At 63.3% G+C, this 24,314-nt stretch carries 24 protein-coding genes; 16 read left to right on the top strand and 8 right to left on the bottom strand.

Going from position 1 to position 24,314, the window contains the following annotated elements; genetic code table 11:
• Positions 1–61: 61 nt before the first annotated feature.
• On the top strand, positions 62–1,057 hold the full coding sequence (locus tag ACT5M9_RS13000; RefSeq protein WP_457982653.1) for an aldo/keto reductase: 996 nt from the start codon (positions 62–64) through the stop codon (positions 1,055–1,057).
• A 203-nt stretch (positions 1,058–1,260) separates the two neighbouring features.
• Positions 1,261–2,076 carry an undecaprenyl-diphosphate phosphatase gene (gene bacA, locus ACT5M9_RS12995; protein WP_457982532.1) on the top strand — a complete coding sequence of 272 codons (816 nt, stop codon included), beginning with the start codon at positions 1,261–1,263 and terminating at the stop codon, positions 2,074–2,076.
• Positions 2,077–2,133: 57 nt separating this feature from the next.
• Here the strand turns inward: bacA and ACT5M9_RS12990 are convergent, their stop codons facing one another.
• The 4 genes from ACT5M9_RS12990 to ACT5M9_RS12975 all read right to left on the bottom strand — a co-directional run bounded on the left by ACT5M9_RS12990 (position 2,134) and on the right by ACT5M9_RS12975 (position 4,310).
• Positions 2,134–2,784: a ChrR family anti-sigma-E factor gene (locus ACT5M9_RS12990; protein WP_457982533.1), complete on the bottom strand. Its 651-nt coding sequence runs from the start codon at positions 2,782–2,784 to the stop codon at positions 2,134–2,136.
• Positions 2,777–3,346 carry a sigma-70 family RNA polymerase sigma factor gene (locus ACT5M9_RS12985; protein ID WP_457982534.1) on the bottom strand — a complete coding sequence of 190 codons (570 nt, stop codon included), beginning with the start codon at positions 3,344–3,346 and terminating at the stop codon, positions 2,777–2,779. The genes ACT5M9_RS12990 and ACT5M9_RS12985 overlap by 8 nt, the downstream gene beginning before the upstream one ends.
• 132 nt (positions 3,347–3,478) lie before the next feature.
• Positions 3,479–4,045, bottom strand: coding sequence for an LON peptidase substrate-binding domain-containing protein (locus tag ACT5M9_RS12980; RefSeq protein WP_457982536.1), 567 nt, complete (start codon positions 4,043–4,045; stop codon positions 3,479–3,481).
• A 55-nt stretch (positions 4,046–4,100) separates the two neighbouring features.
• Positions 4,101–4,310, bottom strand: coding sequence for a hypothetical protein (locus tag ACT5M9_RS12975; RefSeq protein WP_457982538.1), 210 nt, complete (start codon positions 4,308–4,310; stop codon positions 4,101–4,103).
• 49 nt (positions 4,311–4,359) lie between these two features.
• Between ACT5M9_RS12975 and argS the strand changes: the two genes are divergently transcribed.
• From argS to hslU, 4 genes are all read left to right on the top strand, one after another.
• Complete coding sequence (argS, locus tag ACT5M9_RS12970) at positions 4,360–6,105, top strand: arginine--tRNA ligase (protein WP_457982540.1); 1,746 nt, start codon at positions 4,360–4,362, stop codon at positions 6,103–6,105.
• Between the two features lie 3 nt (positions 6,106–6,108).
• Positions 6,109–6,945, top strand: coding sequence for an SPOR domain-containing protein (locus ACT5M9_RS12965; RefSeq protein ID WP_438551469.1), 837 nt, complete (start codon positions 6,109–6,111; stop codon positions 6,943–6,945).
• Positions 6,946–7,132: 187 nt separating this feature from the next.
• A complete protein-coding gene (gene hslV, locus ACT5M9_RS12960) occupies positions 7,133–7,681 on the top strand; it encodes an ATP-dependent protease subunit HslV (protein ID WP_457982542.1) in 549 nt (182 codons plus the stop codon).
• 51 nt (positions 7,682–7,732) lie between these two features.
• On the top strand, positions 7,733–9,061 hold the full coding sequence (gene hslU / locus ACT5M9_RS12955; protein ID WP_100859969.1) for an ATP-dependent protease ATPase subunit HslU: 1,329 nt from the start codon (positions 7,733–7,735) through the stop codon (positions 9,059–9,061).
• A gap of 103 nt (positions 9,062–9,164) precedes the next feature.
• On the opposite strand, the gene ACT5M9_RS12950 is transcribed toward hslU, so the two are convergent.
• A complete protein-coding gene (locus tag ACT5M9_RS12950; RefSeq protein ID WP_457982544.1) occupies positions 9,165–10,559 on the bottom strand; it encodes an MFS transporter in 1,395 nt (464 codons plus the stop codon).
• Positions 10,560–10,741: 182 nt separating this feature from the next.
• On the opposite strand from ACT5M9_RS12950, the gene ACT5M9_RS12945 reads away from it, so the two are divergent.
• The 9 genes from ACT5M9_RS12945 (at position 10,742) to rraA (ending at position 20,997) form a co-directional block, all read left to right on the top strand.
• A complete protein-coding gene (locus ACT5M9_RS12945) occupies positions 10,742–11,644 on the top strand; it encodes a LysR family transcriptional regulator (RefSeq protein WP_457982545.1) in 903 nt (300 codons plus the stop codon).
• A 311-nt stretch (positions 11,645–11,955) separates the two neighbouring features.
• The gene (gene nirB, locus ACT5M9_RS12940) at positions 11,956–14,502 is read left to right on the top strand and encodes a nitrite reductase large subunit NirB (RefSeq protein WP_457982547.1); all 2,547 of its coding nucleotides are present in this window, start codon (positions 11,956–11,958) and stop codon (positions 14,500–14,502) included.
• Positions 14,502–14,819 carry a nitrite reductase small subunit NirD gene (gene nirD, locus ACT5M9_RS12935; RefSeq protein ID WP_457982548.1) on the top strand — a complete coding sequence of 106 codons (318 nt, stop codon included), beginning with the start codon at positions 14,502–14,504 and terminating at the stop codon, positions 14,817–14,819. Before nirB ends, nirD begins: the two co-directional genes overlap by 1 nt.
• A 51-nt stretch (positions 14,820–14,870) precedes the next feature.
• Positions 14,871–15,677, top strand: coding sequence for a nitrite transporter NirC (nirC, locus tag ACT5M9_RS12930; protein WP_457982550.1), 807 nt, complete (start codon positions 14,871–14,873; stop codon positions 15,675–15,677).
• 12 nt (positions 15,678–15,689) lie between these two features.
• On the top strand, positions 15,690–17,090 hold the full coding sequence (gene cysG / locus ACT5M9_RS12925) for a siroheme synthase CysG (protein ID WP_457982551.1): 1,401 nt from the start codon (positions 15,690–15,692) through the stop codon (positions 17,088–17,090).
• 287 nt (positions 17,091–17,377) lie between these two features.
• Positions 17,378–18,262: a YopT-type cysteine protease domain-containing protein gene (locus ACT5M9_RS12920; RefSeq protein ID WP_457982553.1), complete on the top strand. Its 885-nt coding sequence runs from the start codon at positions 17,378–17,380 to the stop codon at positions 18,260–18,262.
• Positions 18,259–18,654: a CesT family type III secretion system chaperone gene (locus tag ACT5M9_RS12915; protein ID WP_457982554.1), complete on the top strand. Its 396-nt coding sequence runs from the start codon at positions 18,259–18,261 to the stop codon at positions 18,652–18,654. The genes ACT5M9_RS12920 and ACT5M9_RS12915 overlap by 4 nt, the downstream gene beginning before the upstream one ends.
• Positions 18,655–18,882: 228 nt before the next feature.
• Positions 18,883–20,307 carry a magnesium transporter gene (gene mgtE / locus ACT5M9_RS12910; protein WP_457982555.1) on the top strand — a complete coding sequence of 475 codons (1,425 nt, stop codon included), beginning with the start codon at positions 18,883–18,885 and terminating at the stop codon, positions 20,305–20,307.
• Between the two features lie 204 nt (positions 20,308–20,511).
• Complete coding sequence (rraA, locus tag ACT5M9_RS12905) at positions 20,512–20,997, top strand: ribonuclease E activity regulator RraA (protein WP_438551459.1); 486 nt, start codon at positions 20,512–20,514, stop codon at positions 20,995–20,997.
• A gap of 281 nt (positions 20,998–21,278) precedes the next feature.
• On the opposite strand, the gene ACT5M9_RS12900 is transcribed toward rraA, so the two are convergent.
• The 3 genes from ACT5M9_RS12900 to ACT5M9_RS12890 form a co-directional block, all read right to left on the bottom strand.
• Complete coding sequence (locus ACT5M9_RS12900; RefSeq protein ID WP_457982556.1) at positions 21,279–21,953, bottom strand: 7-cyano-7-deazaguanine/7-aminomethyl-7-deazaguanine transporter; 675 nt, start codon at positions 21,951–21,953, stop codon at positions 21,279–21,281.
• Between the two features lie 181 nt (positions 21,954–22,134).
• Positions 22,135–22,422 (bottom strand): DUF3630 family protein, encoded by a 288-nt coding sequence (locus ACT5M9_RS12895; protein ID WP_457982557.1) that lies wholly within the window; start codon positions 22,420–22,422, stop codon positions 22,135–22,137.
• A gap of 12 nt (positions 22,423–22,434) precedes the next feature.
• On the bottom strand, positions 22,435–23,862 hold the full coding sequence (locus tag ACT5M9_RS12890) for a protein adenylyltransferase SelO (RefSeq protein WP_457982558.1): 1,428 nt from the start codon (positions 23,860–23,862) through the stop codon (positions 22,435–22,437).
• Between the two features lie 105 nt (positions 23,863–23,967).
• Here ACT5M9_RS12890 and ACT5M9_RS12885 point away from each other — a divergent pair, with 105 nt between their 5' ends.
• Positions 23,968–24,273, top strand: a complete 306-nt coding sequence (locus ACT5M9_RS12885; protein ID WP_457982559.1) for a c-type cytochrome — start codon at positions 23,968–23,970, stop codon at positions 24,271–24,273.
• Positions 24,274–24,314: the final 41 nt, after the last annotated feature.

Below are 24,314 nucleotides of genomic sequence, written 5' to 3'. Positions count from 1 at the left end.
TCCTCGCGGGGAGCGGCCCCGACCAGGCCGATGCCGAATCATCACAGGAGTCTTGATGGACATGGAAGCTCACTACCAGGCCGCCGCCGATCGCTACCAGCGTCAGCCCTACCGGCCCGCTGGCCGCCACGGCCTGCACCTGCCCGGCATAGGCCTCGGTCTCTGGCACAACTTCGGCGGAGGGAGCGATCCCGCCAGGGTGAAGGCCATGGTGCACCAGGCCTTCGATCTGGGGATCACCCACTTCGATCTCGCCAACAACTATGGTCCCCCGCCGGGCAGCGCCGAGACCACCTTCGGCGCCCTGCTCAAGGGCAGCCTTGCCCCCTATAGGGACGAGCTGATCATCGCCAGCAAGGCGGGTTATGTGATGTGGGACGGCCCCTACGGCGATGGCGGCAGCGCCAAGTACCTGTTTGCCAGCCTGCACCAGAGCCTGCGTCGGCTCGGCCTCGACTATGTGGACATCTTCTATCACCACAGGCCGGATCCCCGCACCCCGCTGGAGGAGACCTGCCAGGCCCTGGCACTCATGGTGCGCCAGGGCAAGGCGCTCTACATAGGCCTCTCCAACTACCCGGCCGAGCTGGCAGCCAAGGCGGCGGCCCGACTGGCCGAGCTCGGCACCCCCTGCCTGGTGAATCAGCTCAAATACTCATTGTTCCAGCGGGAGATCGAGGCGCAGACGCTACCGGTCTGCCGTGAGCAGGGGATGGGGGTGGTCGCCTTCTCACCCCTGGCGGGCGGCCTGCTGAGCGATCGCTATCTGGCCGGGATCCCGAGCGATTCTCGCGCCGCCGGCGCCAGCCCCTTCCTGCAACCGGACCAGATCACCGAGGAGAAGCTTGCGAAGATCCGCGCCCTGCACGCCCTGGCGCGTCAGCGGGGACAAGCCCTGTCACAACTCGCCCTGCAGTGGGTGCTGCGCGACCCCGTGGTGAGCTGCGCCCTGATCGGTGCCAGCAGTGCGCAACAGATTGTCAGCGCGGTGGACGCCCTGAGCCTGCCTCCCCTGGAGGATGAGCTGCAGCAAAAGATCCTGTCCGTTATGAGTTGAGCAGGATGTTCGCGAGGTTAATTCTTCCTTAACTATCCCCATGCCATCATGGGGCCATGAATGGCAGCGAAAGGTACCCGGCCGCACAGGCGAATGACGCCAAAATATTCTCTGGTTGCCCGCGTGCTTTTCCGCCATCATTGGCTGCCCCGACTCCGCTCGGGGCTGATTTTATCCGGCACCATCAACCAAGAGACTGACCCATGACCGATTCCTACGCCCTGTTTGTCGCCTTTGTGCTGGGCATAGTGGAAGGCCTGACCGAATTTTTACCCGTATCGTCCACCGGCCACATGATCATCGTCGGCCACCTGCTCGGATTCGAGGGCCCCAAGGCCGCCACCTTCGAGGTCGTGATCCAGATGGGCTCCATCCTGGCGGTGGTTGCCGTGTTCTGGCGCCGCCTGTTCGGGCTGATCGGCATCCATTTTGGTCAGAAACCGGCGCCTGGCCATGCCACCCTCTCCCTGGTGCACATCCTCCTCGGCATGATGCCCGCCGTGATCATCGGCCTGGCCATCCACAGCTGGATCAAGGCCCATCTGTTCGGACCGGAAACCGTCATGTATGCCCTGGTGGCCGGCGGCATCCTGCTCATCATCGCCGAGAAGTGCCGCCCCGCCGTGCGCTCCGAGACCCTGGATGACATCAGCTACAAGCAGGCGCTCGGCATAGGCCTGTTCCAGTGCCTGGCGCTCTGGCCCGGCTTCTCCCGCTCCGGCGCCACCATCAGCGGCGGCATGCTGATGGGGATCAGCCGTCAGGCGGCGGCCGAGTTCTCCTTCATCCTGGCGGTGCCCATGATGGTGGCCGCGAGCGGCCTGGATCTCTACAAGAGCCGCGACTTCCTCTCCTGGGCGGACTTCCCCATGTTCGCGGTAGGCTTCGTCACCGCCTTCGTGGTGGCCATGATCGCCATCAAGACCTTCCTCGCGCTGATCCGCCGCCTCGACTTCATCCCGTTCGCCATCTACCGCTTCGTGGTGGCCTTCGCCGTCTATCTGGTGTTCGTCGCCTGATAGACCCACAACACGAAAAAGGGACCACGCCGGTCCCTTTTTTATTGGCCCTATGATTCAGTAGAGTCGATGGCTGATGCGGTTGAGCAGCCGTGGCAACCCCTTGGTGAAGCGGATGGGGGCATCCTGCACCGTGTAGCAGAGGCAGCCGTCCGGGGTGTGGGGGCTGTGGTGGTGGCTGGCGTCCCGCCAGATGAAGTCCCCCGTCTGATAACGCACCTCCCCCTCTTGCAAGTTGCCCGCCAGCAGTAGGGTCAGCTCGTAGCCCTGGTGGGTGTGATCCGGGATCTGCCCCCCCGCCTCCACGTGCAGCAAGCCGGCCCGTACCCCCTGCTCCGTCAGCGGCAGCCGGCAGTGGCGGATGCCACCGAGGCGACGCCAGTTGGCCTGATGATAGCGGGCGAGGGCTCTGGGCAAGGGGTAGCCGCGCTCCCCGACCCTCAGCTCGGTGGCCGGCTGGATCTGGGCCTCCTGATGGGAGACCGGCTGCTGCAAGATGGCCGCCAGCATGGCATCCAGTTCGGGAGCCTCCGCAGCCGCTGGTACCCCCAGATGGCTGGCCGCCAGTTCCGCCTCCCAGGCGCTCAGACCGGCGCCACACTCGGCGCAGAGCTCGCAGTGGGCGGCGACCCCGACCGTCAGCGGCAGCGGCAGTTCGTCGGCCGCGAAGGCACGCAACAGGGCCTGGGTGGGATGGGCTTTAATCATGGTCTTGCTCCACTTGTTCCTTGAGCTTCTGCAGTGCCAGCCGCAGCCGCGATTTGATGGTCCCGAGCGGGACGCCAAGCAGCGCCGCCAGCTCCTGCTGGGAGAGCTCCTGCAGATAGATGCCGCGCACCACCTGCTGCTGTGTCGGTGGCAGGGTGGCAAGGTGATGGGCCATCTGGCTCGTCAGCACGACCCCCTCCCCATCGCTCAGCTGCTCCTCCTGCGCCTTGAATTCCAGCAGGGGCCACAGCTCCTCGGCGCAGAGATCCTCCTTGCTGGCACGACGGCGACGCAGCATGTCGAAGCACTGGTTGCGCATGACGGTGTAAATCCAGGTGGTGGGAGCCCCCTTGTCGGGACGATAGAGGCGCGCCTTCTGCCACACCAGCAACATGGTCTCCTGCACCAGTTCGAGTGCATTGGCCTCGCTGCCGAGGTGGCGCAGGCCATAGCCCCGGATGCGCGGCGCGAAGTGGTGGAACAGGCTGGCGAAGGCGACCTTGTCGGCCCGCTCCGCCACCCGCAGCAACTGGGCGGTCAGATCACCATCGGGATTATCCATGGGGGACTCGGTCCTGAATGGAACATTTGATGGTTGGCTAGTATATGTCATCTCGCCCTACCTCGATGGTCACCCTCCCCAGATGCAGAGAGATACGGCGGCCATCCGAAAAGGATCACCCAGGCCCCGTATTCAGTGGCTCGCCACCAGCAGACCGCTCAGCAGGGAGAGCGCCGGCTGGTTGTTCTCCGCCGCCACCAGCCACTGCTTGTGTTCCACCGGGATCGGCAGCACCTCGAGCCAGCGCTGCACCACCCAGCTGGCATCGTCCCAGTCCGGCTGGGTATAGAGGGCGGCGTACTCGGGGTAGTCGTTGAACACGTCCTGCAGCGCCTTGGCCAGGGAGTGCTGATCGGCGTTGAGCCGACTGGTCTGCCAGGGAGGCAGGGGCTCCACCTCCCCCACCCGCAGGCCATCGGGCTCCTGCCAGAGATCGGTGATCCGCACCCGGCTCACCCCGAGCACGGTGATGCCGAGCAGGCCCTCCGGCAGCAGATCGAAGTCCACGATCCGCACCCGGGTGGCGATGGGGTACATGTTGCGCAGCGCCTCGGGCTGGCGGGGATCCAGCATGCAGAGCGCGAACTCCCGGCACTGGGCCTCGGCGACCATGCGCTGATAGCGGGGCTCGAAGATGCGCAGCGGCATCATGCCGCCGGGCAGCAGGTGAGCGGAGAGGGGGAACAGCGCCAGTTTCATCGAAATCATCCTCGGTCGATGTCACCTAATGATACGACCACAGGGCGCGGGGAGATCATTCAAAGTCGCGGCGCTCGAAAGACCCTTTAACAAACAGGGGAAAATAGCCTGGACAACGCGCTTCGATATGCAGTAGAAATGGATAAGCACCAGTTATTCCACGCAATATTCTGGAATATGGTGTAAAAAGCAGTGAAATATCCGCCACCCCAAGAGGGGCGGGCCATTCCTGTAGTTTTCTCGGCCCGATGCGGGTAAAATTCACGCCCTTATCCAGTCAGTCATTTTTCGACGCGCAACCTCGGTGGTCAGTTATGAAAGAGCATATTCATCATCTACTTGAACAAACGGTAGCCAATCTCAAGTCCGCAGGCGTCCTGCCCGCCGACCTGGAAGCCCGGGTGCAAGTGGACCGATGCAAGGAAAAAGCTCACGGTGACCTGGCCACCAACCTGGCCATGCTGCTGGCCAAACCGGCCCGCAAGAACCCCCGCGAGCTGGCTGCCGCCATCATCGAGCATCTGCCTGCCTCCGACCTCGTCGCCAAGGTGGAGATCGCCGGCCCAGGTTTCATCAACTTCTTCTTCGACACCAACTGGCTGGCCGGTCAGGTCGAGACCATGGTGCAGAGCGACAACGCCAACGTGAAACTGCCCGCGCCGCAAACCGTGGTGGTGGACTACTCCGCCCCCAACGTGGCGAAAGAGATGGCGGTGCACCACATCCGCAGCACAGTCCTCGGTGACGTGGCGGCCCGCGCCCTGGAGTTCCTCGGCCACAAGGTGGTGCGCGCCAACCACATCGGCGACTGGGGCACCCAGTTCGGCATGCTGATCGCCTATCTGGAGAAGATGGAGAACGAGCACGCCAGCGACATGCAGCTCAAGGATCTGGAAGCCTTCTACACCCAGGCCAAGCGCCTGTATGACGAAGACGAAGCCTTCGCCGAGCGTGCCCGCAACTACGTGGTCAAGCTGCAGGGCGGCGATGAGTACTGCCGCACCATGTGGAAGAAGCTGGTCGACATGACCATGGAGCAGAACCAGCGCAACTACGACCGCCTGAATGTCTCCCTGACCAGCAAGGACATCATGGGCGAGTCCATGTACAACGACATGCTGCCGGAGATAGTTGCCGACCTGAAGGCCCGTGGCTTGGCGGTCGAGAGCGAAGGCGCCACCGTCGTCTACCTGGACGAGTACAAGAACAAGGATGGGGAGCCCATGGGGGTCATCATCCAGAAGAGCGATGGCGGTTTCCTCTACACCACCACCGACATCGCCTGTGCCAAGTACCGTTACGAGACCCTCAAGGCGGATCGGGTGATGTACTTCATCGACTCCCGTCAGCATCAGCACCTGATGCAGGCCTGGACCATTACCCGCAAGGCAGGCTATGTGCCGGCATCCGTGCCCCTCGAGCACCACGCCTTCGGCATGATGCTGGGCAAGGATGGCCGTCCCTACAAGACCCGCTCCGGCGGCACCGTCAAGCTGGTCGAGCTGCTGAACGAGGCCGAGGATCGTGCCAAGGCCCTGCTGGAGAGCCGCAACAGCGATCTCTCCGCCGAAGAGAAGGCCAAGGTGGTCCATGCCATCGCCATGGGCGCGGTCAAGTATGCGGATCTCTCCAAGAACCGCACCACCGACTACATCTTCGACTGGGATCTGATGCTCTCCTTCGAGGGCAACACCGCACCCTATCTGCAGTACGCCTACACCCGTATCCAGTCCATCTTCCGCAAGGCCGGCGTCGATGAAGGCAGCCTGACCGGCAAGATAGTGCTGAACGAGGAAGCGGAAGAGACCCTGGCCCAGAAGCTGATCCAGTTCTCTGACGCGGTCAACGGCGTCGCGGACAAGGGCATGCCGCACTTGCTCTGTACCTATCTGTACGAGCTGTCCGGTAACTTCATGACCTTCTACGAAGCCTGCCCGATCAACAAGGATGGCGTCGACGAAGCCACCCGCAACAGCCGTCTGCTGCTGTGCGCCGCCACCGCCAAGGTCCTGAAACTCGGCCTCGGCGTGCTGGGCATCCACACCCTGGAGCGCATGTAATAGATGGCAACCCGGGATTACGTCGGCAACAGCCCGAGACGTCGGGCCGGTGGTCGTAACACCAAGAAAGCGGCGCCTCGCCGCTTTCCTGTTATCCCGGCACTGCTGGCCGGGGCCCTGGTGGTCGGCTTTGGCGCCTTCCTCTACCTGATCAACGGCAAGGGAGCGGACGCCCCCACCATCGAGGAGCAGGTGAAGGCGAACAAACCGAAGGCCCAGGGCAATGGCCTGCCCCAGGAGAAGTGGAGCTACATAGAACGGCTGGAGAACAAGCAGGTGGATGTCATCGAGCCGCCGCCCCAGCCGGGTGTGCTGCCCCCGCCTCCAGCGGAGACCCTGACCCTGCAGCCCGAGAAGCTGCCCAAGCCGGTGGAGACAGCCATCCCGCAGCCGGGCACCCCCATAGGTCAGGTCAAGCCTTATCAGCCGCAACCTGTGCAGCCGACCAAGCCCGCCACCGGCGCCCCCGTGGCCAGCGCCCAGGAGCAGGTGATCGATCGCAAGGCCGAGCGTGACCGCATGGAGCGCGAGCTGCGCGCCGAGATGGAGCGGGAGCAGGCCGCCAAGGCCAAGGCCGCCTCCCAGACCGCGGCAGCCGCCGACGGCGGTCGCTACATGATGCAGTGTGCCGCCCTGCGCTCGCAGGATTCTGCCGAGTCGCTCAAGGCGCGCATCGCCTTCACCGCCGGGCTCTCCTCCAGCCTGCAGGTGGTGAATGGTGGCGGTGGCACCGTCTACAAGGTGATGGTCGGCCCCTTCAACGGCAAGGCCGCCGCCGATGGCGCCAACCGCAAGCTGCAAGGAGCCGGCATCAGCGGCTGTATCCCCAAGAAGGGTTGATCCCCTTCACCGGAAATCAGAAGGCAGGGCCAGCGCCCTGCCTTCTTTTTATCTGCAAGTGACGCTCAGTCCAAACGAGCCCCCTTTTTCGCCCCTTGCGGCTCAGGGTTGAAAAGCCCGGATCCGACCCCCATCTTTCTTGCCATGCACAGTCAGGCCGTCTTTCGGCTCAAGCGAGGTAAGTAAAGTGACTACCATAGTTTCTGTCCGCCGCAACGGCCAAGTCGTGATCGGTGGTGATGGCCAGGTCTCCCTTGGCAACACCGTCATGAAGGGCAACGCCCGCAAGGTTCACCGTCTCTACAACGGCAAGGTACTGGCTGGCTTCGCCGGCGGCACCGCCGATGCCTTCACCCTGCTAGAGCGCTTCGAGGCCAAGCTGCAGGCCCACCAGGGCAACCTGGAACGTGCCGCCGTGGCGCTGGCGAAAGACTGGCGCACCGATCGCGCCCTGCGCCGCCTTGAGGCCCTGCTGGCGGTCGCCGACGAGCACAAGTCCTTCATCATCACCGGCAACGGTGACGTGGTGCAGCCGGAGCACGATCTCATCGCCATCGGCTCGGGGGGCAACTTCGCCCAGTCCGCCGCCACCGCCCTGCTGGAAAATACCGATCTGGATGCCAAGAGCATCGTCGAGAAGTCCCTCAAGATCGCCGGTGACATCTGCGTCTTCACCAACCAGCATCACACGGTCGAAGTGCTGAATTACGATCCGAAAGAAACCGAGCCGAAATAAGCCCATTTTCAAGGAGTGGGCCCTGCCCGCCCCGGATACAGGAATGCCATCATGTCCGAGATGACCCCGAGAGAAATCGTCCACGAGCTGGACCGCCACATCATCGGTCAGGCCGACGCTAAGCGCGCGGTGGCCGTGGCCCTGCGCAACCGCTGGCGCCGCATGCAGCTCTCTGAGGAGATGCGCCACGAGGTGACCCCGAAAAACATCCTGATGATAGGCCCGACCGGCGTCGGAAAGACCGAGATCGCCCGTCGCCTGGCCAAGCTGGCCAACGCCCCCTTCATCAAGGTGGAAGCCACCAAGTTCACCGAGGTGGGCTATGTGGGCAAGGAAGTGGACAGCATCATCCGTGACCTGACCGATGTCGCCATCAAGCTGGTGCGCGAGACCGAGATGGAGAAGATGAAATTCCGCGCCGAGGAAGCCGCCGAGGAGCGCATCCTCGACGCCCTGCTGCCGAACCCCCGCAACAGCTGGGGCGAGGAGGAGAAGGCCGACAACTCCAACACCCGCCAGATCTTCCGCAAGAAGCTGCGGGAGGGTCAGCTGGATGACAAGGAGATCGAGCTGGAGCTCTCCGCCAGCCCTATGGGCGTCGACATCATGACCCCGCCGGGCATGGAAGAGATGGCGAACCAGCTGCAGGGCCTGTTCCAGAACCTGGGTCAGCAACAGAAGAAGAAGCGCAAGATCAAGGTCAAGGAGGCCATGAAGGCGCTGATCGAAGAGGAAGCCGCCCGTCTGGTCAACCCGGAAGAGCTGAAGCAAAAAGCCATCCACGCGGTGGAGAACAACGGCATCGTCTTCCTCGACGAGATCGACAAGATCTGCAAGCGCGGCGAGAGCTCGGGCCCCGACGTCTCCCGCGAGGGGGTGCAGCGCGATCTGCTGCCTCTGGTGGAAGGTTGCACAGTTAACACCAAGCACGGCATGGTGAAGACGGATCATATCCTGTTTGTCGCCTCCGGCGCCTTCCAGGTCGCCCGTCCGTCCGACCTCATCCCCGAGCTGCAGGGTCGTTTGCCGATCCGGGTCGAGCTGACCGCGCTCACCACCGAAGACTTCGAGCGCATCCTGACCGAGCCGAACGCCTCCCTGACCGATCAGTATCAGGCGCTGATGGCCACCGAAGGGGTCAAGATCGAGTTCACCCAGGACGGTATCCGCCGCCTGGCCGAGGCCGCCTGGCAGGTCAACGAGCGCACCGAGAACATCGGTGCCCGTCGCCTGCATACCGTGATGGAGCGGCTGATGGAAGACATCTCCTATGATGCCTCCGAGAAGTCCGGCGAGACCTTCGTGATCAATGCGGACTACGTCAACGCCCACCTCGGCAAGCTGATCGAGGACGAGGATCTGAGCCGCTTTATCCTGTAACAGGTTGATCGAAGACGAGGATCTGAGCTGTTTTATAATCCTCTAAGCGCAGACGCTCTCATATCAAAACGCCTCCCTTATGGAGGCGTTTGTCTATCTGCCGTTAATCCAGCGCCAGCGCGCGCCTTGTCTGCCCGCCAGCAACCCGGAGGCTCAATCCAATCAGCAGCCCCGCCAACGCGAAGCTGAGCTGCATACCCGATCGCAGCGCAGCCGCACTGACGTCCCCCAGGTTCTCAACCCCCACCAGCATGGCGAACAAGCCACCCAACCCGGCCGCCCCCGTCAGTTGACCCAGATTTCGGACCAGAGTCAGCAAACCCGCCACGGCGCCCCTGTGCTGCTCGCTCGCGGCCCCCACCACGGCACTGTTGTTGGCGGTCTGAAACAGCGCATACCCCGCCGTCAGCAACAAGATGGGCAACAGATAACCAAGCGGCCCCCAGGAGATGGGCAAAGTCACCAACCCCAGCGTGGCGATCAACATGGCCCCCAGACCGAGTCGCACCACGGCTCTTGCCCCCAAACGGTCCACCAGCCAGCCTGCTGGCAGGCCTGTGCACGCAGCCAGCAGGGGACCACCCGAGATCCAGAGCCCCACCTCGGTCAGGCCAAGGCCAAACACCCCGTGCAGATAGAAGGGGCCGATCAGCAGGGTCAATACCATCACGCTCGCCACCAGGGCGCTGCCGAGCAGGCCACCTCGCAGCGCAGGTTCATGCAGCAGCGTCAGTGGCAGCAGAGGGGCGCTGGCATGGCGTTCATTTCGCACCAGCAGCCAGGTGGCGAGCACACCGACAGGAACCAGCCCATACCAATACTCACGCCCCGCGCTCAGCAGCAAACCATAGCAGAGCAGCGCGCTCGTCAATGCCAGCAGACTGCCTGGGTTGATGACTTTTCCCTCCCGCTCCTGCTCATCCGCCGGCAAGCCAATCATGCCTGCGACCAGCGCCAGCAGGCCGAGAGGCACCAGCAACAGGAAGGGGGCCTGCCAGCCGAGGTTTTCCACCAGCAGGCCGCCCATCGAGGGACCGAGGGCCGTGCCGCAGGCCGACAGGGTACCGAGCAGCCCCATGCCCCAGCCGCGCCGATCCGCCGGCACCAGCTGCCCCACCATGGCGAGCGCCAGGGCGAGCATGCAGGCCGCTCCCGTCCCCTGCAGGGCCCGCGCCGCGATAAGCCAACCCATGCTCGGCGCCAGGGCACAGAGCAGGGAGGCCAGCATGAACAGGGCCGTGCCTGCGAGCAGCAGACGGCGGCGACCCAGCCTGTCACCGAACCGCCCCGCCACCAGGGTCAGGCAGGTGATGCCCAGCAAATAGGCCACCAGCACCCATTGCAGGCTGGCAAAGGGCACGACAAATGCCGCTCCCAGCGCCGGCAGCACCAGGTTGGCCATGCTGCCCGCCAGCATGGGCAGCAGGGTAGAGAGCCCGAGCGCCAGCAGGCCGGTACGGCGGGTCGTCGCGGTAGAGAGTGAGGTGGGATGGAACATGGCATGCACTCGGCGAGAAAAGATGTCGACAAGGCTAGCCAGCGTGCTGAGCGGGCGGAAGACGCATGGCTTGCAGCTTATCCGTGCACCTTACGCCATATACGGTGACGCCGCATCCTGTATGCTAAGCACTGAGGGCCCGGAGATTCACTCGCAGGCTCCAACTCGGCGAAGGCACGCTCATGACAACACCGGACTTCAACCTGCTGATCACCCTGGATGTCCTGCTCGAGGAGGGCAGCGTGGCCGGCGCAGCCCGACGACTGCGGCTCAGCCCCTCCGCCATGAGCCGGGCCCTGGCCCGACTGCGCGACACCACAGGGGATCCCCTGCTGGTGCGGGCGGGCCGAGGTCTGGTCCCCACCCCGCGTGCACTGATGCTACGCGACCAGGTCGCCCGCCTGGTGCAGGAGGCAGAAGCCGTGCTGCGGCCCCAGCAAGAGATAGATCCGGCCCATCTGGTGCGCACTTTTCGCCTGCGCGCCAGCGACGGCTTTGTGGAGACGCTCGGCCCCGCCCTGCTGGCCCGGCTCGCGACCGAGGCACCCGGGGTACGGCTGCACTTCGTGGCCAAGCCCGACAAGGAGAGCAGCCCATTGCGCCGCGGTGAGCTGGATTTCGAAACAGGGGTGATTGGCGCCAATACGGCACCCGAGCTGCATACCCAGGCCCTGTTCCGGGATCGCTTCGTCGCCGTGGTGCGCCCCGGCCACCCCCTGTGTGAAGGGCCCCTGACCGCCGCCCGCTACGCCGCCGCCCACCACATACTGGTCTCGCGCCGTGGCCAGGAGCATGGCCCCATAGACCAGGCGCTGGCCGCCCTCAAGCTGGAGCGCCATGTCACGACTCTGGTGCCCGGCTTTGCCACGGCCCTGACCCTGGTTCAACACAGCGATCTGGTGGCGACCGTGCCCGAGCTGCACTGCGCCAGCCTGCATGGGGATCTGGTGAGGCTCCCCCTGCCCTTCCCCCTGCCCGGCATCACCCTGGCCCTGCTCTGGCACCCTAGGCTGGACGCAGATCCGGCCCACCGCTGGCTGCGCCGCCTCATTCGCGAGATCTGTGCACAACCCCCTTATGCTTGAGCCCAGTGACGAAAGTTAACGACCAAGCACTCAGGAATAAGCCGCAACCCCCTAGCCCCCCTTCTTTTCTTTCGGCCACCGACCCAGTGACCCTGCCCCAGACCCGGCATTAGACCCCGCATGTCGCTCTGGCCCCATCAGGGGTCTAATCACACCATCAAAATACCCATTTATAGATAGCGTTTAATTTCACCAACTTACCCCTGAGGGGATATATAAATAGACACTTGATTTGCATCAATTGCCCACCCCCTCCGACTGGGTAGCCTAACCCCAGAATGATGTTTTATTACTCCAATCCAGAGGCAATCATGAGCAAAGTCAGACTGGCCGTCATAGGTAACGGCATGGTGGGGCACCGCTTCATCGAAGAGTTGATCGAGCGGTCCGATCCCGGCCAGTTCGAGATCACCGTCTTCGGTGCAGAACCCCGTCCCGCCTACGATCGTGTCCATCTCTCTTCCTATTTCTCCCACCACACCAGCGAAGATCTCTCCCTCGTCAAACCCGGTTTCTACGAGAAGCACGGCATCCGCCTGCTGCTCGGCGAGGCGGTCAAGCTGATCGACCGCGCCAAGGGCGAGGTGCACTCCAACAAGGGCACCGTGGTCGCGTATGACAAGCTGGTGCTGGCCACCGGCTCCTACCCCTGGGTGCCGCCGATCAAGGGCAGCGAGCACCACGAGTGCTTCGTCTACCGCACCATCGAGGACCTCAAGGCCATCCGCAGCGCCGCCAAGAGTGGCAAGAGCGGGGTGGTGATAGGCGGCGGTCTGCTCGGCCTCGAAGCCGCTGGCGCCCTCAAGGCCCTGGGTCTGGAGACCCACGTGGTGGAGTTCGCTCCTGTGCTGATGGCGGAGCAGCTCGACGGTCAGGGCGGCCAGCTGCTGCGTCGCAAGATCGAGTCCATGGGGGTGCAGGTGCACACCAGCAAGAGCACCAGCGAGATCCTGATGCACGGCGGCAAGGAGGCCAGGCATCGCCTCGCCTTCGCCGACGGCAGCATGCTTGAAGTAGACGTGGTGGTCTTCTCCACCGGCATACGCCCGCAGGACACCCTCGGCCGCTACTCTGAGCTGGCCATCGCCGACCGTGGCGGTGTGCTGATCGATGACAGCTGCCTCACCTCGGATCCCGACATCTATGCCATCGGCGAGTGCGCCGCCTGGCAGGATCGCTTCTTCGGTCTGGTGGCCCCTGGCTACAAGATGGCCCAGGTCACCGTCGATCACCTGCTCGGCGGCGACAGCCGCTTCGAGGGGGCGGACATGAGCGCCAAGCTCAAGCTGCTCGGCGTCTCCGTCGGCTCCATCGGCGATGCCCATGGCCGCACTCCCGGCAGCCACAGCTACGTGTTCCAGGACGACCAGGCCGGCGTCTACAAGAAAATCGTGGTGAGCGAAGACAACAGCCGCCTGCTCGGCGCCGTGCTGGTCGGTGACGTGGATGACTACGGCAACCTGTTGCAGCTGATGCTCAACGCCATGCCGCTGCCTGCTCACCCGGACACCCTGATCCTGCCCGCCTACGCCGGTGCCAAGCCGACCCTGGGGGTCGACGCCCTGCCCGCCAGCGCCCAGATCTGCTCCTGCTTCGACGTCTCCAAGGGCGACATAGCTCAGGCGGTCGCGGAAGGGCACACTACCCTGGCCGCCATCAAGCAGCACACCAAGGCAGGTACCGGCTGCGGTGGCTGCGTGCCGCTCATCAGCCAGGTGCTCAATGCCGAACTGGTGAAGCAGGGCATAGAGGTCAACAACCACCTCTGTGGCCACTTCTCCTACTCCCGTCAGGAGCTGTTCCATCTGGTCAAGGTGGAAGGGATCAAGAGCTTCGACGAGCTGCTGGCCAAGCACGGCCAGGGCCGTGGCTGCGAGGTGTGCAAGCCCACGGTCGGCTCCATCCTCGCCTCCTGCTGGAACGACTATGTGCTGACCCCGCAGAACACCCAGCTGCAGGACACCAACGATATCTTCCTCGGCAACATGCAAAAGGACGGCACCTACTCCGTCATCCCGCGCATGGCCGGTGGTGAGGTGACCCCGGAAGGCCTGCTGGCGGTGGCCGAGGTGGCCCGCGACTACCAGCTCTACACCAAGATCACCGGTGCCCAGCGCATCGGCCTGTTCGGTGCGCAGAAAGACGATCTGCCCGCCATCTGGCGCAAGTTGCTGGCCGCCGGCTTCGAGACCGGTCAGGCCTACGCCAAGGCGCTGCGCATGGCCAAGACCTGCGTCGGCAGCACCTGGTGCCGCTTCGGCGTACAGGACAGCGTCGGCCTCGGGGTCTTCCTCGAGAACCGCTACAAGGGCATCCGCACCCCCCACAAGATGAAGTTCGGTGTCTCCGGCTGCACCCGCGAATGCGCGGAAGCCCAGGGCAAGGACGTCGGCATCATAGCCACGGACGCGGGCTGGAACCTCTATGTGGGCGGCAACGGCGGCATGAAGCCGCGCCACGCCGACCTGCTCGCCTCGGATCTGGACCGCGAAGAATTAGTCCGGTTGATAGACCGCTTTATGATGTTCTACGTCACCAGCGCCGACAAACTGCAGCGCACCTCGGTCTGGCTCGGCAACCTGGAAGGGGGCGTCGACTACCTGCGCGAGGTGATCGTCGACGACAAGCTGGGACTGAATGCCACCCTGGAGCACGACATCCAGGTGCTGATCGACAGCTACGAGTGCGAATGGTCCCGCACCCTGAATGAAGAGGAGCAGCTCAAGCGCTTCAGCCACTTCATCAACAGCGGCAAGCGCGATCCGGACGTGCAGTTCGTCACCGAACGTGACCAGCACAGACCGGCTACCCCGGCCGAGCGCATCCCCGTCTACCAGATCGAGGTGGAGACAAAATGATGAAATTAGCCTGCCAACTCAATGACATATTCCCAGGTACCGGCGTCTGTGCCCTGATCGAGGGTCGCCAAGTAGCCTTGTTCCGCCCGAGCGACGCGGCCGAGGTGTTCGCCATCGACAACCGGGACCCCTTCTTCGCCGCCAACGTGCTGTCGCGGGGCATCATCTGCGAACACGAGGGCGAGCTCTGGGTCGCCAGCCCCCTCAAGAAGCAGCACTTCCGCCTGAGCGATGGCCACTGCCTAGAAAATGCGGCCATGTCAGTGCAGGGCTACCCGGTCGAAGTGCGTGACCAGCAGGTCTGGGTCGCCGTCTAACACCATGAATATCAGGGCTGCCCGCGGGCGGCCCCTCTAAAGAGAATCCATATGTATACCGACAGCATCAACAAGTGCGCCGCCAACGCGGCCCGCATCAACCGCTTCGAGCGCAGCGACAAGCTCGGCTTCTGGCTCAGCTCCGCCATGGCGGGGGCCTATGTGGGCCTCGGCATCATACTCATCTTCACCCTGGGCAACCTGGTGGATCCGAGCGTGCGTCCGCTGGTAATGGGGGCCACCTTCGGCATCGCCCTGACCCTGGTGATCATCGCCGGCTCCGAGCTGTTCACCGGTCACACCATGTTCCTCACCTTCGGGGTGAAAACCGGCAAGATTGCCATGGGGGACCTGCTGCGCATCCTGCCCCAGACCTGGGCCGGCAACCTGCTCGGCTCCATCGCGGTGGCGCTGATCTACTCCTACGGCGGCAGCCTGCTGCCGGACGCGGGCAGCCTGGCCCACAAGGTGGCGCTGGCCAAGACCCAGGCACCGGCCCTGACCCTGTTCATGAAAGGGATCCTCTGCAACTGGCTGGTCTGCCTCGCCATCTGGATGGCGCTGCGCACCGAAGGCGCCGCCAAATTCATCGCCATCTGGTGGTGTCTGCTGGCCTTTATCGCCTCCGGCTACGAGCACTCGGTCGCCAATATGACCCTGTTCGCCCTCTCCTGGTTCGGTGCTCACTCCGACGCCTATACCCTAAGCGGCATAGGCCACAACCTGCTGTGGGTGACCCTCGGCAATACCGTCTCCGGCGCCCTCTTCATGGGTCTGGGCTACTGGTATGCCACCCCCAAGGCGGAGCGCCCGGTTGCCGTGACCGAGAACACCGTCAGCCAGACTCAAACCGCCTGATCCGGAGGTCCCATGGACTACTTGCCCATCTTCTGTCGACTCGATAACAAACCCGTGCTGCTGGTTGGAGGCGGAGAGGTAGCGGAGCGCAAGGCGCGCCTGCTGCTGGATGCCGGTGCTCGCCTGACGGTGGTGTCTCCCGAGCTCGATCCCGAGCTGGCTGCCCTTGCCGACACCGGGACCATCGATTGGCTGGCCGGCGAATTCGAGCCGGCGCAGCTGACGGGCAAGTGGTTGGTGGTGGCTGCCACCGATCGGCGCGAGGTGAATGCTCTGGTCTACCAGAGCGCGAACCAGGCCGGCATCTTCGCCAACGTGGTGGATGACCCCAAGCGCTCCAGCTTCATCATGCCGTCGATCATCGACCGCTCGCCCCTGATGGTGGCCATCTCCTCCGGCGGCAAGGCCCCGGTACTGGCCCGCTTGCTGCGCGAGAAGCTGGAGGCCTTGCTGCCCCAGCATCTCGGCGCCGTGGCAGCCTTCGCCGGCGGCCTGCGGGATCGGGTCAAGGCCCGCTTCGCCACCATGGGGGAGCGGCGCCAGTTCTGGGAGCGGCTGCTCGGGGCCGATCGCCTCGGTCAGGCGCTGGCCCGGGGCGACAAGGCGGCTGCCAATCAGCTGACCGACAACCTGTTTGCCGATGATGCCGCTGCCAAGGGGGAAGTGATCCTGGTGGGGGCCGGCCCAGGCGATCCCGGTCTGCTCACCCTGCACGCCCTGCGCCAGATGCAGCAGGCGGACGTGGTGGTCTATGACCGGCTGGTATCGGACGAGGTGATGGCGCTGGTGCGCCGGGATGCCAAGCGCATCTTCGTCGGCAAGCAGGCGGGTAACCACTGCGTGCCCCAAGAGGGCATCAACCAGCTGTTGCTGGATGAGGCGAAAAAGGGGCAGCGGGTAGTACGGCTGAAGGGAGGAGACCCCTTTATCTTCGGCCGCGGCGGCGAGGAGCTGGAGACGCTGGTTGGCAGCGGCGTGGGCTTCCAGGTGGTGCCGGGGATCACGGCGGCGAGCGGCTGCGCCGCCTACGCCGGCATTCCGCTGACCCACCGGGATCACGCCCAGAGCGTACGTTTCGTCACCGCCCACGGCAAGGGCGGCACCCAGGATCTCGACTGGCCCCTGCTGGCCCGGGACAAGCAGACTCTGGTGTTCTATATGGGGCTTTCATCCTGTGCGGCGATCAGCGAGCGCCTGATGGCTCACGGCAAGGACGGCAGCACACCAGTGGCACTCGTTGAGCGCGGCACCCAGCCCTGCCAGCGGGTCATTCGCGGCACCCTGGATCGGCTGGCCGAACTGGCAGTCGGCGTCGAGAGTCCGGCCCTCATCATGGTGGGATCCGTCGTCACCCTGGCCGACCAGCTCGCCTGGTTCGGTCAGGCTGATATGCCTGTACTGGCCAGCGCATAATCTCTGCTTCGATACGGCTGGCGGTTAAAGAGCCAGCCTCATTTCTCTGATGCCGCCTCTATTCAGCGTAAAAAGCCACTCGAGTTTGTACTCATCCGTAGCGGCCAATAGTGTTAAAAACCGAGATTGACTGTGACAGCCCTTCGGTTGGCTCCCCGATATCATCCCCATCATTGATGCGATATGCATTCACTCCTAGATGGGTAGAAATGATGAATATTACACAAGCCAGCCAACACATACCGGCTTCAACCCCTGCCCCCCAGGCCCCAGCCAAGCAGGTGGGGATGGCCACCAATGAAGGCCCGCTGGCAAAACATGTATTGCAAAATGCCAGCCCGCGTCCGGGCCTGCTACAGCGGCTCTCCGCGGCGGTGCAACGCAACATGCCAGGCAACTCCTTGCTTGATCGCCAACTGACCAGCGATGGCAAGCCGAATCAGACCAGCCGTTTCAGTTTCAGCATGATCAAGGATCGATTGATCCATCTGGGTGTCCGTATGTTCTTGGGCACAGTGCGTGACTCCGTGCCTCAACACGGCGGTTCAGTCACCTTCAAGTTTGCCCAGACCAAGGGGGCCTTTCTTGGGGAAATAATGAAACACAGCGAGACCTCAGGGGGGGTCTGCGAATCCATCTCGGCTCATTGGATCAGCGCCCACGCCAAGGGAGCGAGCATCTTCGACCAACTCTATACCGGGGGACAGAAGGGGCAGTTCCAAATCGACACCCTGGTCTCCATCAAACAACTGCAGATGGACGGTATCCAGGGGGATGATCAAGCCAGGGTGACCAGCAACTGGCTCAAGCAGAACAGTGTTGAGCCACGGATGACAAAAAGCGGATACCCGGCGACGAGAGCATCTGGTGACACGGGCGCACAGGGCCCGGCCAGATTGATATCAGCCATTCTGGATACCAATGGCGAGACCTCCGAGTACAAGAAAATCAGCTTCATGGGCAAGATGGCCGGGCACACGGTGGCCGCCCATGTGGATGAGCATCAAGGGGTAACCTTCTTTGACCCTAATTTCGGCGAGTTCCACTTCCCCGACAAGCAGAGTTTTGGTACCTGGTTCTCCGATGCATTCTGGCCGGGATCCAAGTACAACATGGAGATCGGGTTGGGCCAGGAGTATGAGGTCTACAGCTTTAAAGGCGGTGCGGCATGAACGACAAAGCCTACCACGAGCTGCTCTCAGGGCTTTTCGAGCACTTGGGATTAGCCGCCATCAGCAGCGAAGAAGGTGTGTATACGCTGGAGGTCAATGGCCAGTTTCAAGTGCTGATAGGCTGCTATCAGGAAGAGTGGTTGCAGCTCTATTGTGAGCTGGGGCCGCAAGCCTCCCGGAGCGATAACCTTTTCGGGGCCCATTGGCCAGCCCATGTCCAAGGGAGCCTGGATGGGCAATCCATCCTCTGGTCTCAGCAGCCTTTGCAAGGCATCGACAGAAACGCCTTGGAGGCCTGGCTTGAGCGCTTCATCGATGATGTGGAACAGAGACTGAAGCCCATCACCAAGAACACCTTGTTTGACCCGGCACCTAACTTGCTGAGGATCTAGAGAGAACAGTCACCACGGAGGGCTCTCGTCGACAATCCATCCCGTGGCTCTTGTCTCGCGACAGGAAGGCCCGCTCAAGCAGGCCTTCCCTGTTCATGCTATGGCCCCTCCCATTGTCCAAATACCTCACTTTCCTTGCCTTGCCGTCATAACCTCTTGTTTTGAGTCTGGTATCCTATGGTGCATGGCCATAGGGCCCACCGTATTCGAATTCAGGAATCTTGTTGCATGTCTCTCCCCGCCAAGAACAACGCCAAACAGCGTGAACAAGACAGATCCCGCATCCTCACCCTGCTGCTGGCCGACGATGCGCTCACCGACAGCCTGCTCGACCCGCAAGGGGGGCAGGACCCCGAGCTGCGGGACCAGACCCGCGAGCTGACCCAACTGGTCAACAGCCTGCCCGCCGCCGACATTGCCGATGCCCTGGAGTCCCTGCCGCCGGACGAGCGCCACGTGCTGTGGCAGCAGGTGGACCCCGAGCGCCACGGCCAGATCCTGGTGGAGGCATCGGAGACGGTGTGGGACAGCCTCATCAGCGGCATGAGTGACAAGGAGCTGCTGCACGCCCTGCGCAGCCTCGACATCGACGACCAGATCTATCTCGGCCAATACCTGCCCCGCAATCTGATGGGCCGGCTGCTCACCTCCATGGCTCCGGAGCAGCGCGACCGGGTGCGGGAGGTGATCCGTTACGGCAAGCACACGGTCGGCGCCATGATGGACTTCGAGCTCATCACGGTGCGGGCCGAGATAAGCCTGGCGACGGTGCAGCGCTACCTGCGCCTGCGCGGCCAGATCCCCGCCAACACCGACAAGCTGTTCGTCACCGACCGCCGCAACCGGCTGCAGGGGGAGCTGCCGCTGACCACAGTGCTGCTGCACAAGCCGGATACCCTGGTCAAAGAGGTGATGGAGAAGGACCCCGTCACCTTCGATCCGGAAGACAACGACGAGGCGGCGGCCCGTACCTTCGAGCGGGACGACCTGATCTCCGCCGCCGTGGTGGATGCCAAGGGCAAGCTGATGGGCCGGCTCACCGTCGCCGAAGTGGTGGACCTGGTCTATGAGGAGAGCGATACCGATCTGCGCCGCATGGGGGGGATCAGCGAGGATGAAGACGTGTTCGCCCCCGTCACCAAGGCGGTGAAGACGCGCTGGGCATGGCTCGCCATCAACCTCTGCACCGCCTTCATGGCCTCCCGGGTCATCGGCCTGTTCGAGCACAGCATCTCGCAACTGGTGGCCCTGGCGGCCCTGATGCCAATCGTCGCGGGCATAGGCGGCAACACGGGCAACCAGACCATCACCATGATAGTGCGGGCGCTGGCGCTGCAGCAGATCCAGACCGGCAACGTCTCCTTCCTGCTGTGGCGCGAGCTGGGGGTAGCGCTGGTCAACGGCCTGGTGTGGGGGGGAACCATGGGGGTCGTCACCTATTTCCTCTATCAGGATGCGGCGCTCGGCGCCGTGATGACCCTGGCCATGGTGCTGAACCTGCTGGTGGCGGCCCTGATGGGGGTCATCATCCCCATGACCATGACCCGGCTGGGGCGGGATCCCGCCCTCGGTGCCAGCGTGATGATCACCGCCATCACGGACACAGGCGGCTTCTTCATCTTCCTCGGTCTCGCGACCCTGTTCCTGCTGTAGGGACGGCTGCCCCGATGAAAAAGGGATCCGATACGGCCCCATTCTTTCCTGTATGGCGCCAAGTCGTTGTCGAATATGGGAATACCCCCCGCCACCCCGGTCGCAATAGTGGTGATTTCCTGACCAGGGCGAGGAATATTCATTGAAATGCCCCCCCCACTCCTTATACTGGTTCCACCTGTTTCCAGCGGTGGATCTGACACAATGGAATACAACACTTCAGAACTGTGCGACATCTATCAGGACATGGTGGATGTGCTCGAGCCCATGCTCTGCTCCTTCGGCGGCCGCGCCTCTTTCGGCGGCGTCATCACCACGGTCAAATGCTTCGAATCCAACGGCCTGATCCGTGAACTCGTGAAAGAGAACGGCGCCGGTCGCGTGCTGCTGATCGACGGCGGCGGCTCCATGCGTCGCGCCCTGATCGACAGCGAGATCGCCACCACGGCGGCGGAGAACGAGTGGGAAGGCATCGTCTGCTACGGCTGCGTGCGCGAGGTCGACATCCTCGAGGATCTCGACATCGGCATCCAGGCCCTGGCCGCCATCCCGGTCGGTGCCGACAGCAAGGAGGTCGGTGAGACGGATCTGCCGGTGAACTTCGGCGGCGTCACCTTCCTGCCGGACGATCACCTCTATGCGGACACCACAGGGGTGATCCTCTCCCCCGATGCCCTCGACATCGAATAAGCAGGCACAGACTGAAAATGGGAGCCCTGGCTCCCATTTTTTATGGCCGACATTCGGATGCAAGGGGCTGAAAAAAGACAAAAAAAGAGGGCCAGTAAACTACTGGCCCCTTAACTGGAAGCAATGTGAGCAATGTCGTGCCTTCACAAGAAGTCCATCACGTTGGAACAAATGAAGTCTTTCCCGGAAAACAAGTTAACAATAATCATTCTCATTTAACTGTGCAAGTTTTATTTGCAAGAAATGAGAAAAAATGACCACCTGAGGGTGGTCATCTTCAATCAGGCCTGACGGGCCGCGGTTTGCAGGCCGTCCAGTCCGGCCTCCCCCACCAGCTTGCGGCTGAGGTAGCGCAGCAAGACACCGTAGAGCGGCACGAACAATCCCAGGCTTATCAGCAGCTTGAACACATAGTCCACGGTCGCTATCTCGACCCAGTGTTCGGCCATGAAGGGATCCGTGCTGCGCCAGAAGGCGATGCTGAAGAAGGCGATGGTATCCACCAGGTTGCCGAACAGGGTCGAGGCCGCCGGCGCCACCCACCAGGCCTTGAGCAGCCGCAGACGGTTGAACACCACCACATCCATGAACTGGCCCACCAGGTAAGCCATAAAGCTGGCCAGAGCGATGCGTGCCACGAACAGGTTGAACTCGGCCAGGTGGCTCACCCCCTGATAGCTCCCCTCGAAGAACAGCACGGAGAGCACGTAGGAGACCGCCAGCGCCGGCAGCATCACTGTCTGGATGATCTTGCGGGCCAGGCCGGCGCCGAAGATACGGACCGTCAGATCGGTAGCCAGGAAGATGAACGGGAAGCTGAAGGCGCCCCAGGTAGTATGAAAGCCGAAGATGGTGATCGGCAGCTGCACCAGGTAGTTGCTGCTGGCGATGATCAGGATGTGGAACAAAGAGAGACGCACCAGCGCCGTCTGGTGCTGAGCAGGGGTCAGATTCATATTGTGACCTTTTTGGTTAATGGGGTTAGGGAACCCATACCGCCACCATTGGCGATAATTGAGGGGCGAGATTATACGCCCCGGAACCGATAGTTCAATCTTTATGCGGTGGATAAGCCCGGAGACAAGGCACTAAGAGTGCTCGTGCGGGGGATGGCACAGCTCGACACCCCGAGATGAGTTAGCCCAGATGCTGGCGGCCCAGCCAGAGCACCACCTCTCCATCGGCCGAGTGCACCGCCTCCAGCCAGCAGCCGCTGTGATGCTCATACTCCAACCGCAGCGGGCTGCCTTCGAATGTCAGCTGCCAGCTGTGGCGATCGACCCCCCAGTCCCGCTCGACGGGTTCGAGCTCCCACTCCCGCAACAGGGCCTCGGCCAGCACCGGGAAGCTGTCCCAGTCCAGACCCGGGCAATCCAGCATCAGCACGGCTGATTCAGTGTCTATCTGCGTGATACGCCAATTCATCTTTTTTATCCCTCAACTGCTGCAAGAGAGCTCGCCGCCGCAATACCAGGCGGGAGCCGGGGTGGCGAGGTCCTCGTATTCCGGTTGCTCGTCATAGGGGCGCTGCAGGGCCGCAAACAGCCGCTCGAACGGTGCCATGTCGCCCCGTTCCGCCGCATCTATCACCTGCTGGGCCAGGGCGTTGCGCAGCACGTACTTGGGATTGACCGCATCCATCCGCCCCTTGCGGGCCGTATCGTCGCTGCCTTCCCGGGCCAACCGCTCCCGATACTGAGTCAGCCAATCCTGCCAGAGGGCGGGATCCGGCAGCAGGGCCAGCAGGGGGGCAGGCCAGTCGCCTTGGGCGGTGAGCTCACCGAGCCGGCGCAGGAAGAGGTGATAGTCCACTCGCTGGTTTGCCAGCAGCCGGAACAGCTCGCGGAACAGGGCCGGATCCTGATCTTCCCAAGTGCCCAGGCCGAGCTTTTCCCGCATCAACTCGGAGTAGTGCAACATCAGCTGGTGCTCATACTGGGCCAGCGCCCCTGCCAGGGCCTCGCCATCTACCTGGCCCGCTAGCGCCTGAGCGAGCTTCTGCAGGTTCCAGTAGCCCACAGCCGGCTGCTGATCCAGGGCGTAGCGGCCGCCAGGGTCCGAGTGATTGCACACGAAATCAGGCACATAGGCGTCGATAAAGCCGTAGGGGCCGTAATCCAGGGTCAGCCCGAGCAGGGACATGTTGTCGGTGTTCATCACCCCGTGGCAGAAACCGGCCGCCTGCCACTTGGCGATGAGCCGCGCGGTGCGGCGCACCACCTCGGTGAACAGCTCGGCCCCGTCGGCGAGCCCCGAGAAGTGGTGGCGCAAGGCATAGTCGATGAGGGCCGGGATCTTCTCCCCCTGGCCGCTCCAGGCGAAGTATTCGAAGTGGCCGAAGCGCAGGTGGCTCGGTGCGGTACGCAGCACGGTCGCCCCGTTCTCGGTCTGCTCCCGATAGACGGGCTCATCGCTGCCCACCAGCACCAGGGCGCGGGTGGTGGGGATGCCGAGGGCGTGCAGCGCCTCCGAGGCGAGGTATTCGCGGATGCTGGAGCGCAGCACGGCGCGGCCGTCGCCGAAGCGGGAGAAGGGAGTCTTGCCCGCCCCCTTCAGGTGCAGGTCCCAGCGGCCGCCATCCGGGGCTGTCTGCTCCCCCAGCAGCATGGCGCGACCATCGCCGAGGCGCGGGCTGTAGCCGCCGAACTGATGGCCCGCATAGACCTGGGCCACCGGCTGCATGCCCGCCAGGGGCTGACCCAGGCCACAACAGGCGAGCCAGTCCGCCTCGCTCACCCCCTCCAGCCCCAGCTCGCGCAACAAGCCGTGGTTGAGGTGCAAGATCCTGGCCCCTTGCAGGGGCTGGGGGGCAACGGGTTCACAGGCCCAGGGCAGTTCGGTGGCGAAAGTGTTGATCAGCTTCATGGTGATGGGGGTCGTCCCTGCGTATGCTCATGTCTCTCTTTATACCGCCACCGGCCCCTCTCGGGCCAACGGTCGATACCGCTATTTCAATTCGAGGAAGTGAAGATGCAAAGATGGGTCTATGCCCTGCCCCTGCTGGCACTGATGTCCGGCCACTCCGCCAGCGCGGCCGATGTGGCGGCGGGCAAGGCGAAGACCGTGCTGTGCGCCGCCTGTCACGGCCCTGAGGGCAAGGCCAGCGTGCCCGTCTATCCCAACCTGGCGGGCCAGAACGCCCCCTACCTCGTCAAGCAGTTGAAGGCGTTCAAGGAGGGGCAGCGCAAGGATCCCATGATGGCGCCCTTTATGGCGGCGCTCACCGAGGCGGATATGGAGAACCTGGCCGCCTACTACGCCAGCCTGCAGCAGTGAAAAATATCGTCTTGGCCGTGAATTGATTCACCGGATATAGA

Source organism: Aeromonas sp. AE23HZ002T15, from assembly GCF_054165525.2.
Note: the sequence above shows the minus strand (reverse complement) of the source record. Positions and strands in the feature narration are given on the sequence as shown.

What these genes read in the sequence shown, in the direction of transcription:
- ACT5M9_RS13000 (WP_457982653.1), top strand. Translation starts at nt 62, where the DNA reads ATGGAAGCTCACTACCAGGCCGCCGCCGATCGCTACCAGCGTCAGCCC.
- bacA (WP_457982532.1), top strand. Translation starts at nt 1,261, where the DNA reads ATGACCGATTCCTACGCCCTGTTTGTCGCCTTTGTGCTGGGCATAGTG.
- ACT5M9_RS12990 (WP_457982533.1), bottom strand. Translation starts at nt 2,784, where the DNA reads ATGATTAAAGCCCATCCCACCCAGGCCCTGTTGCGTGCCTTCGCGGCC.
- ACT5M9_RS12985 (WP_457982534.1), bottom strand. Translation starts at nt 3,346, where the DNA reads ATGGATAATCCCGATGGTGATCTGACCGCCCAGTTGCTGCGGGTGGCG.
- ACT5M9_RS12980 (WP_457982536.1), bottom strand. Translation starts at nt 4,045, where the DNA reads ATGAAACTGGCGCTGTTCCCCCTCTCCGCTCACCTGCTGCCCGGCGGC.
- argS (WP_457982540.1), top strand. Translation starts at nt 4,360, where the DNA reads ATGAAAGAGCATATTCATCATCTACTTGAACAAACGGTAGCCAATCTC.
- ACT5M9_RS12965 (WP_438551469.1), top strand. Translation starts at nt 6,109, where the DNA reads ATGGCAACCCGGGATTACGTCGGCAACAGCCCGAGACGTCGGGCCGGT.
- hslU (WP_100859969.1), top strand. Translation starts at nt 7,733, where the DNA reads ATGTCCGAGATGACCCCGAGAGAAATCGTCCACGAGCTGGACCGCCAC.
- ACT5M9_RS12950 (WP_457982544.1), bottom strand. Translation starts at nt 10,559, where the DNA reads ATGTTCCATCCCACCTCACTCTCTACCGCGACGACCCGCCGTACCGGC.
- ACT5M9_RS12945 (WP_457982545.1), top strand. Translation starts at nt 10,742, where the DNA reads ATGACAACACCGGACTTCAACCTGCTGATCACCCTGGATGTCCTGCTC.
- nirB (WP_457982547.1), top strand. Translation starts at nt 11,956, where the DNA reads ATGAGCAAAGTCAGACTGGCCGTCATAGGTAACGGCATGGTGGGGCAC.
- nirD (WP_457982548.1), top strand. Translation starts at nt 14,502, where the DNA reads ATGAAATTAGCCTGCCAACTCAATGACATATTCCCAGGTACCGGCGTC.
- nirC (WP_457982550.1), top strand. Translation starts at nt 14,871, where the DNA reads ATGTATACCGACAGCATCAACAAGTGCGCCGCCAACGCGGCCCGCATC.
- cysG (WP_457982551.1), top strand. Translation starts at nt 15,690, where the DNA reads ATGGACTACTTGCCCATCTTCTGTCGACTCGATAACAAACCCGTGCTG.
- ACT5M9_RS12920 (WP_457982553.1), top strand. Translation starts at nt 17,378, where the DNA reads ATGGCCACCAATGAAGGCCCGCTGGCAAAACATGTATTGCAAAATGCC.
- ACT5M9_RS12915 (WP_457982554.1), top strand. Translation starts at nt 18,259, where the DNA reads ATGAACGACAAAGCCTACCACGAGCTGCTCTCAGGGCTTTTCGAGCAC.
- mgtE (WP_457982555.1), top strand. Translation starts at nt 18,883, where the DNA reads ATGTCTCTCCCCGCCAAGAACAACGCCAAACAGCGTGAACAAGACAGA.
- rraA (WP_438551459.1), top strand. Translation starts at nt 20,512, where the DNA reads ATGGAATACAACACTTCAGAACTGTGCGACATCTATCAGGACATGGTG.
- ACT5M9_RS12900 (WP_457982556.1), bottom strand. Translation starts at nt 21,953, where the DNA reads ATGAATCTGACCCCTGCTCAGCACCAGACGGCGCTGGTGCGTCTCTCT.
- ACT5M9_RS12895 (WP_457982557.1), bottom strand. Translation starts at nt 22,422, where the DNA reads ATGAATTGGCGTATCACGCAGATAGACACTGAATCAGCCGTGCTGATG.
- ACT5M9_RS12890 (WP_457982558.1), bottom strand. Translation starts at nt 23,862, where the DNA reads ATGAAGCTGATCAACACTTTCGCCACCGAACTGCCCTGGGCCTGTGAA.
- ACT5M9_RS12885 (WP_457982559.1), top strand. Translation starts at nt 23,968, where the DNA reads ATGCAAAGATGGGTCTATGCCCTGCCCCTGCTGGCACTGATGTCCGGC.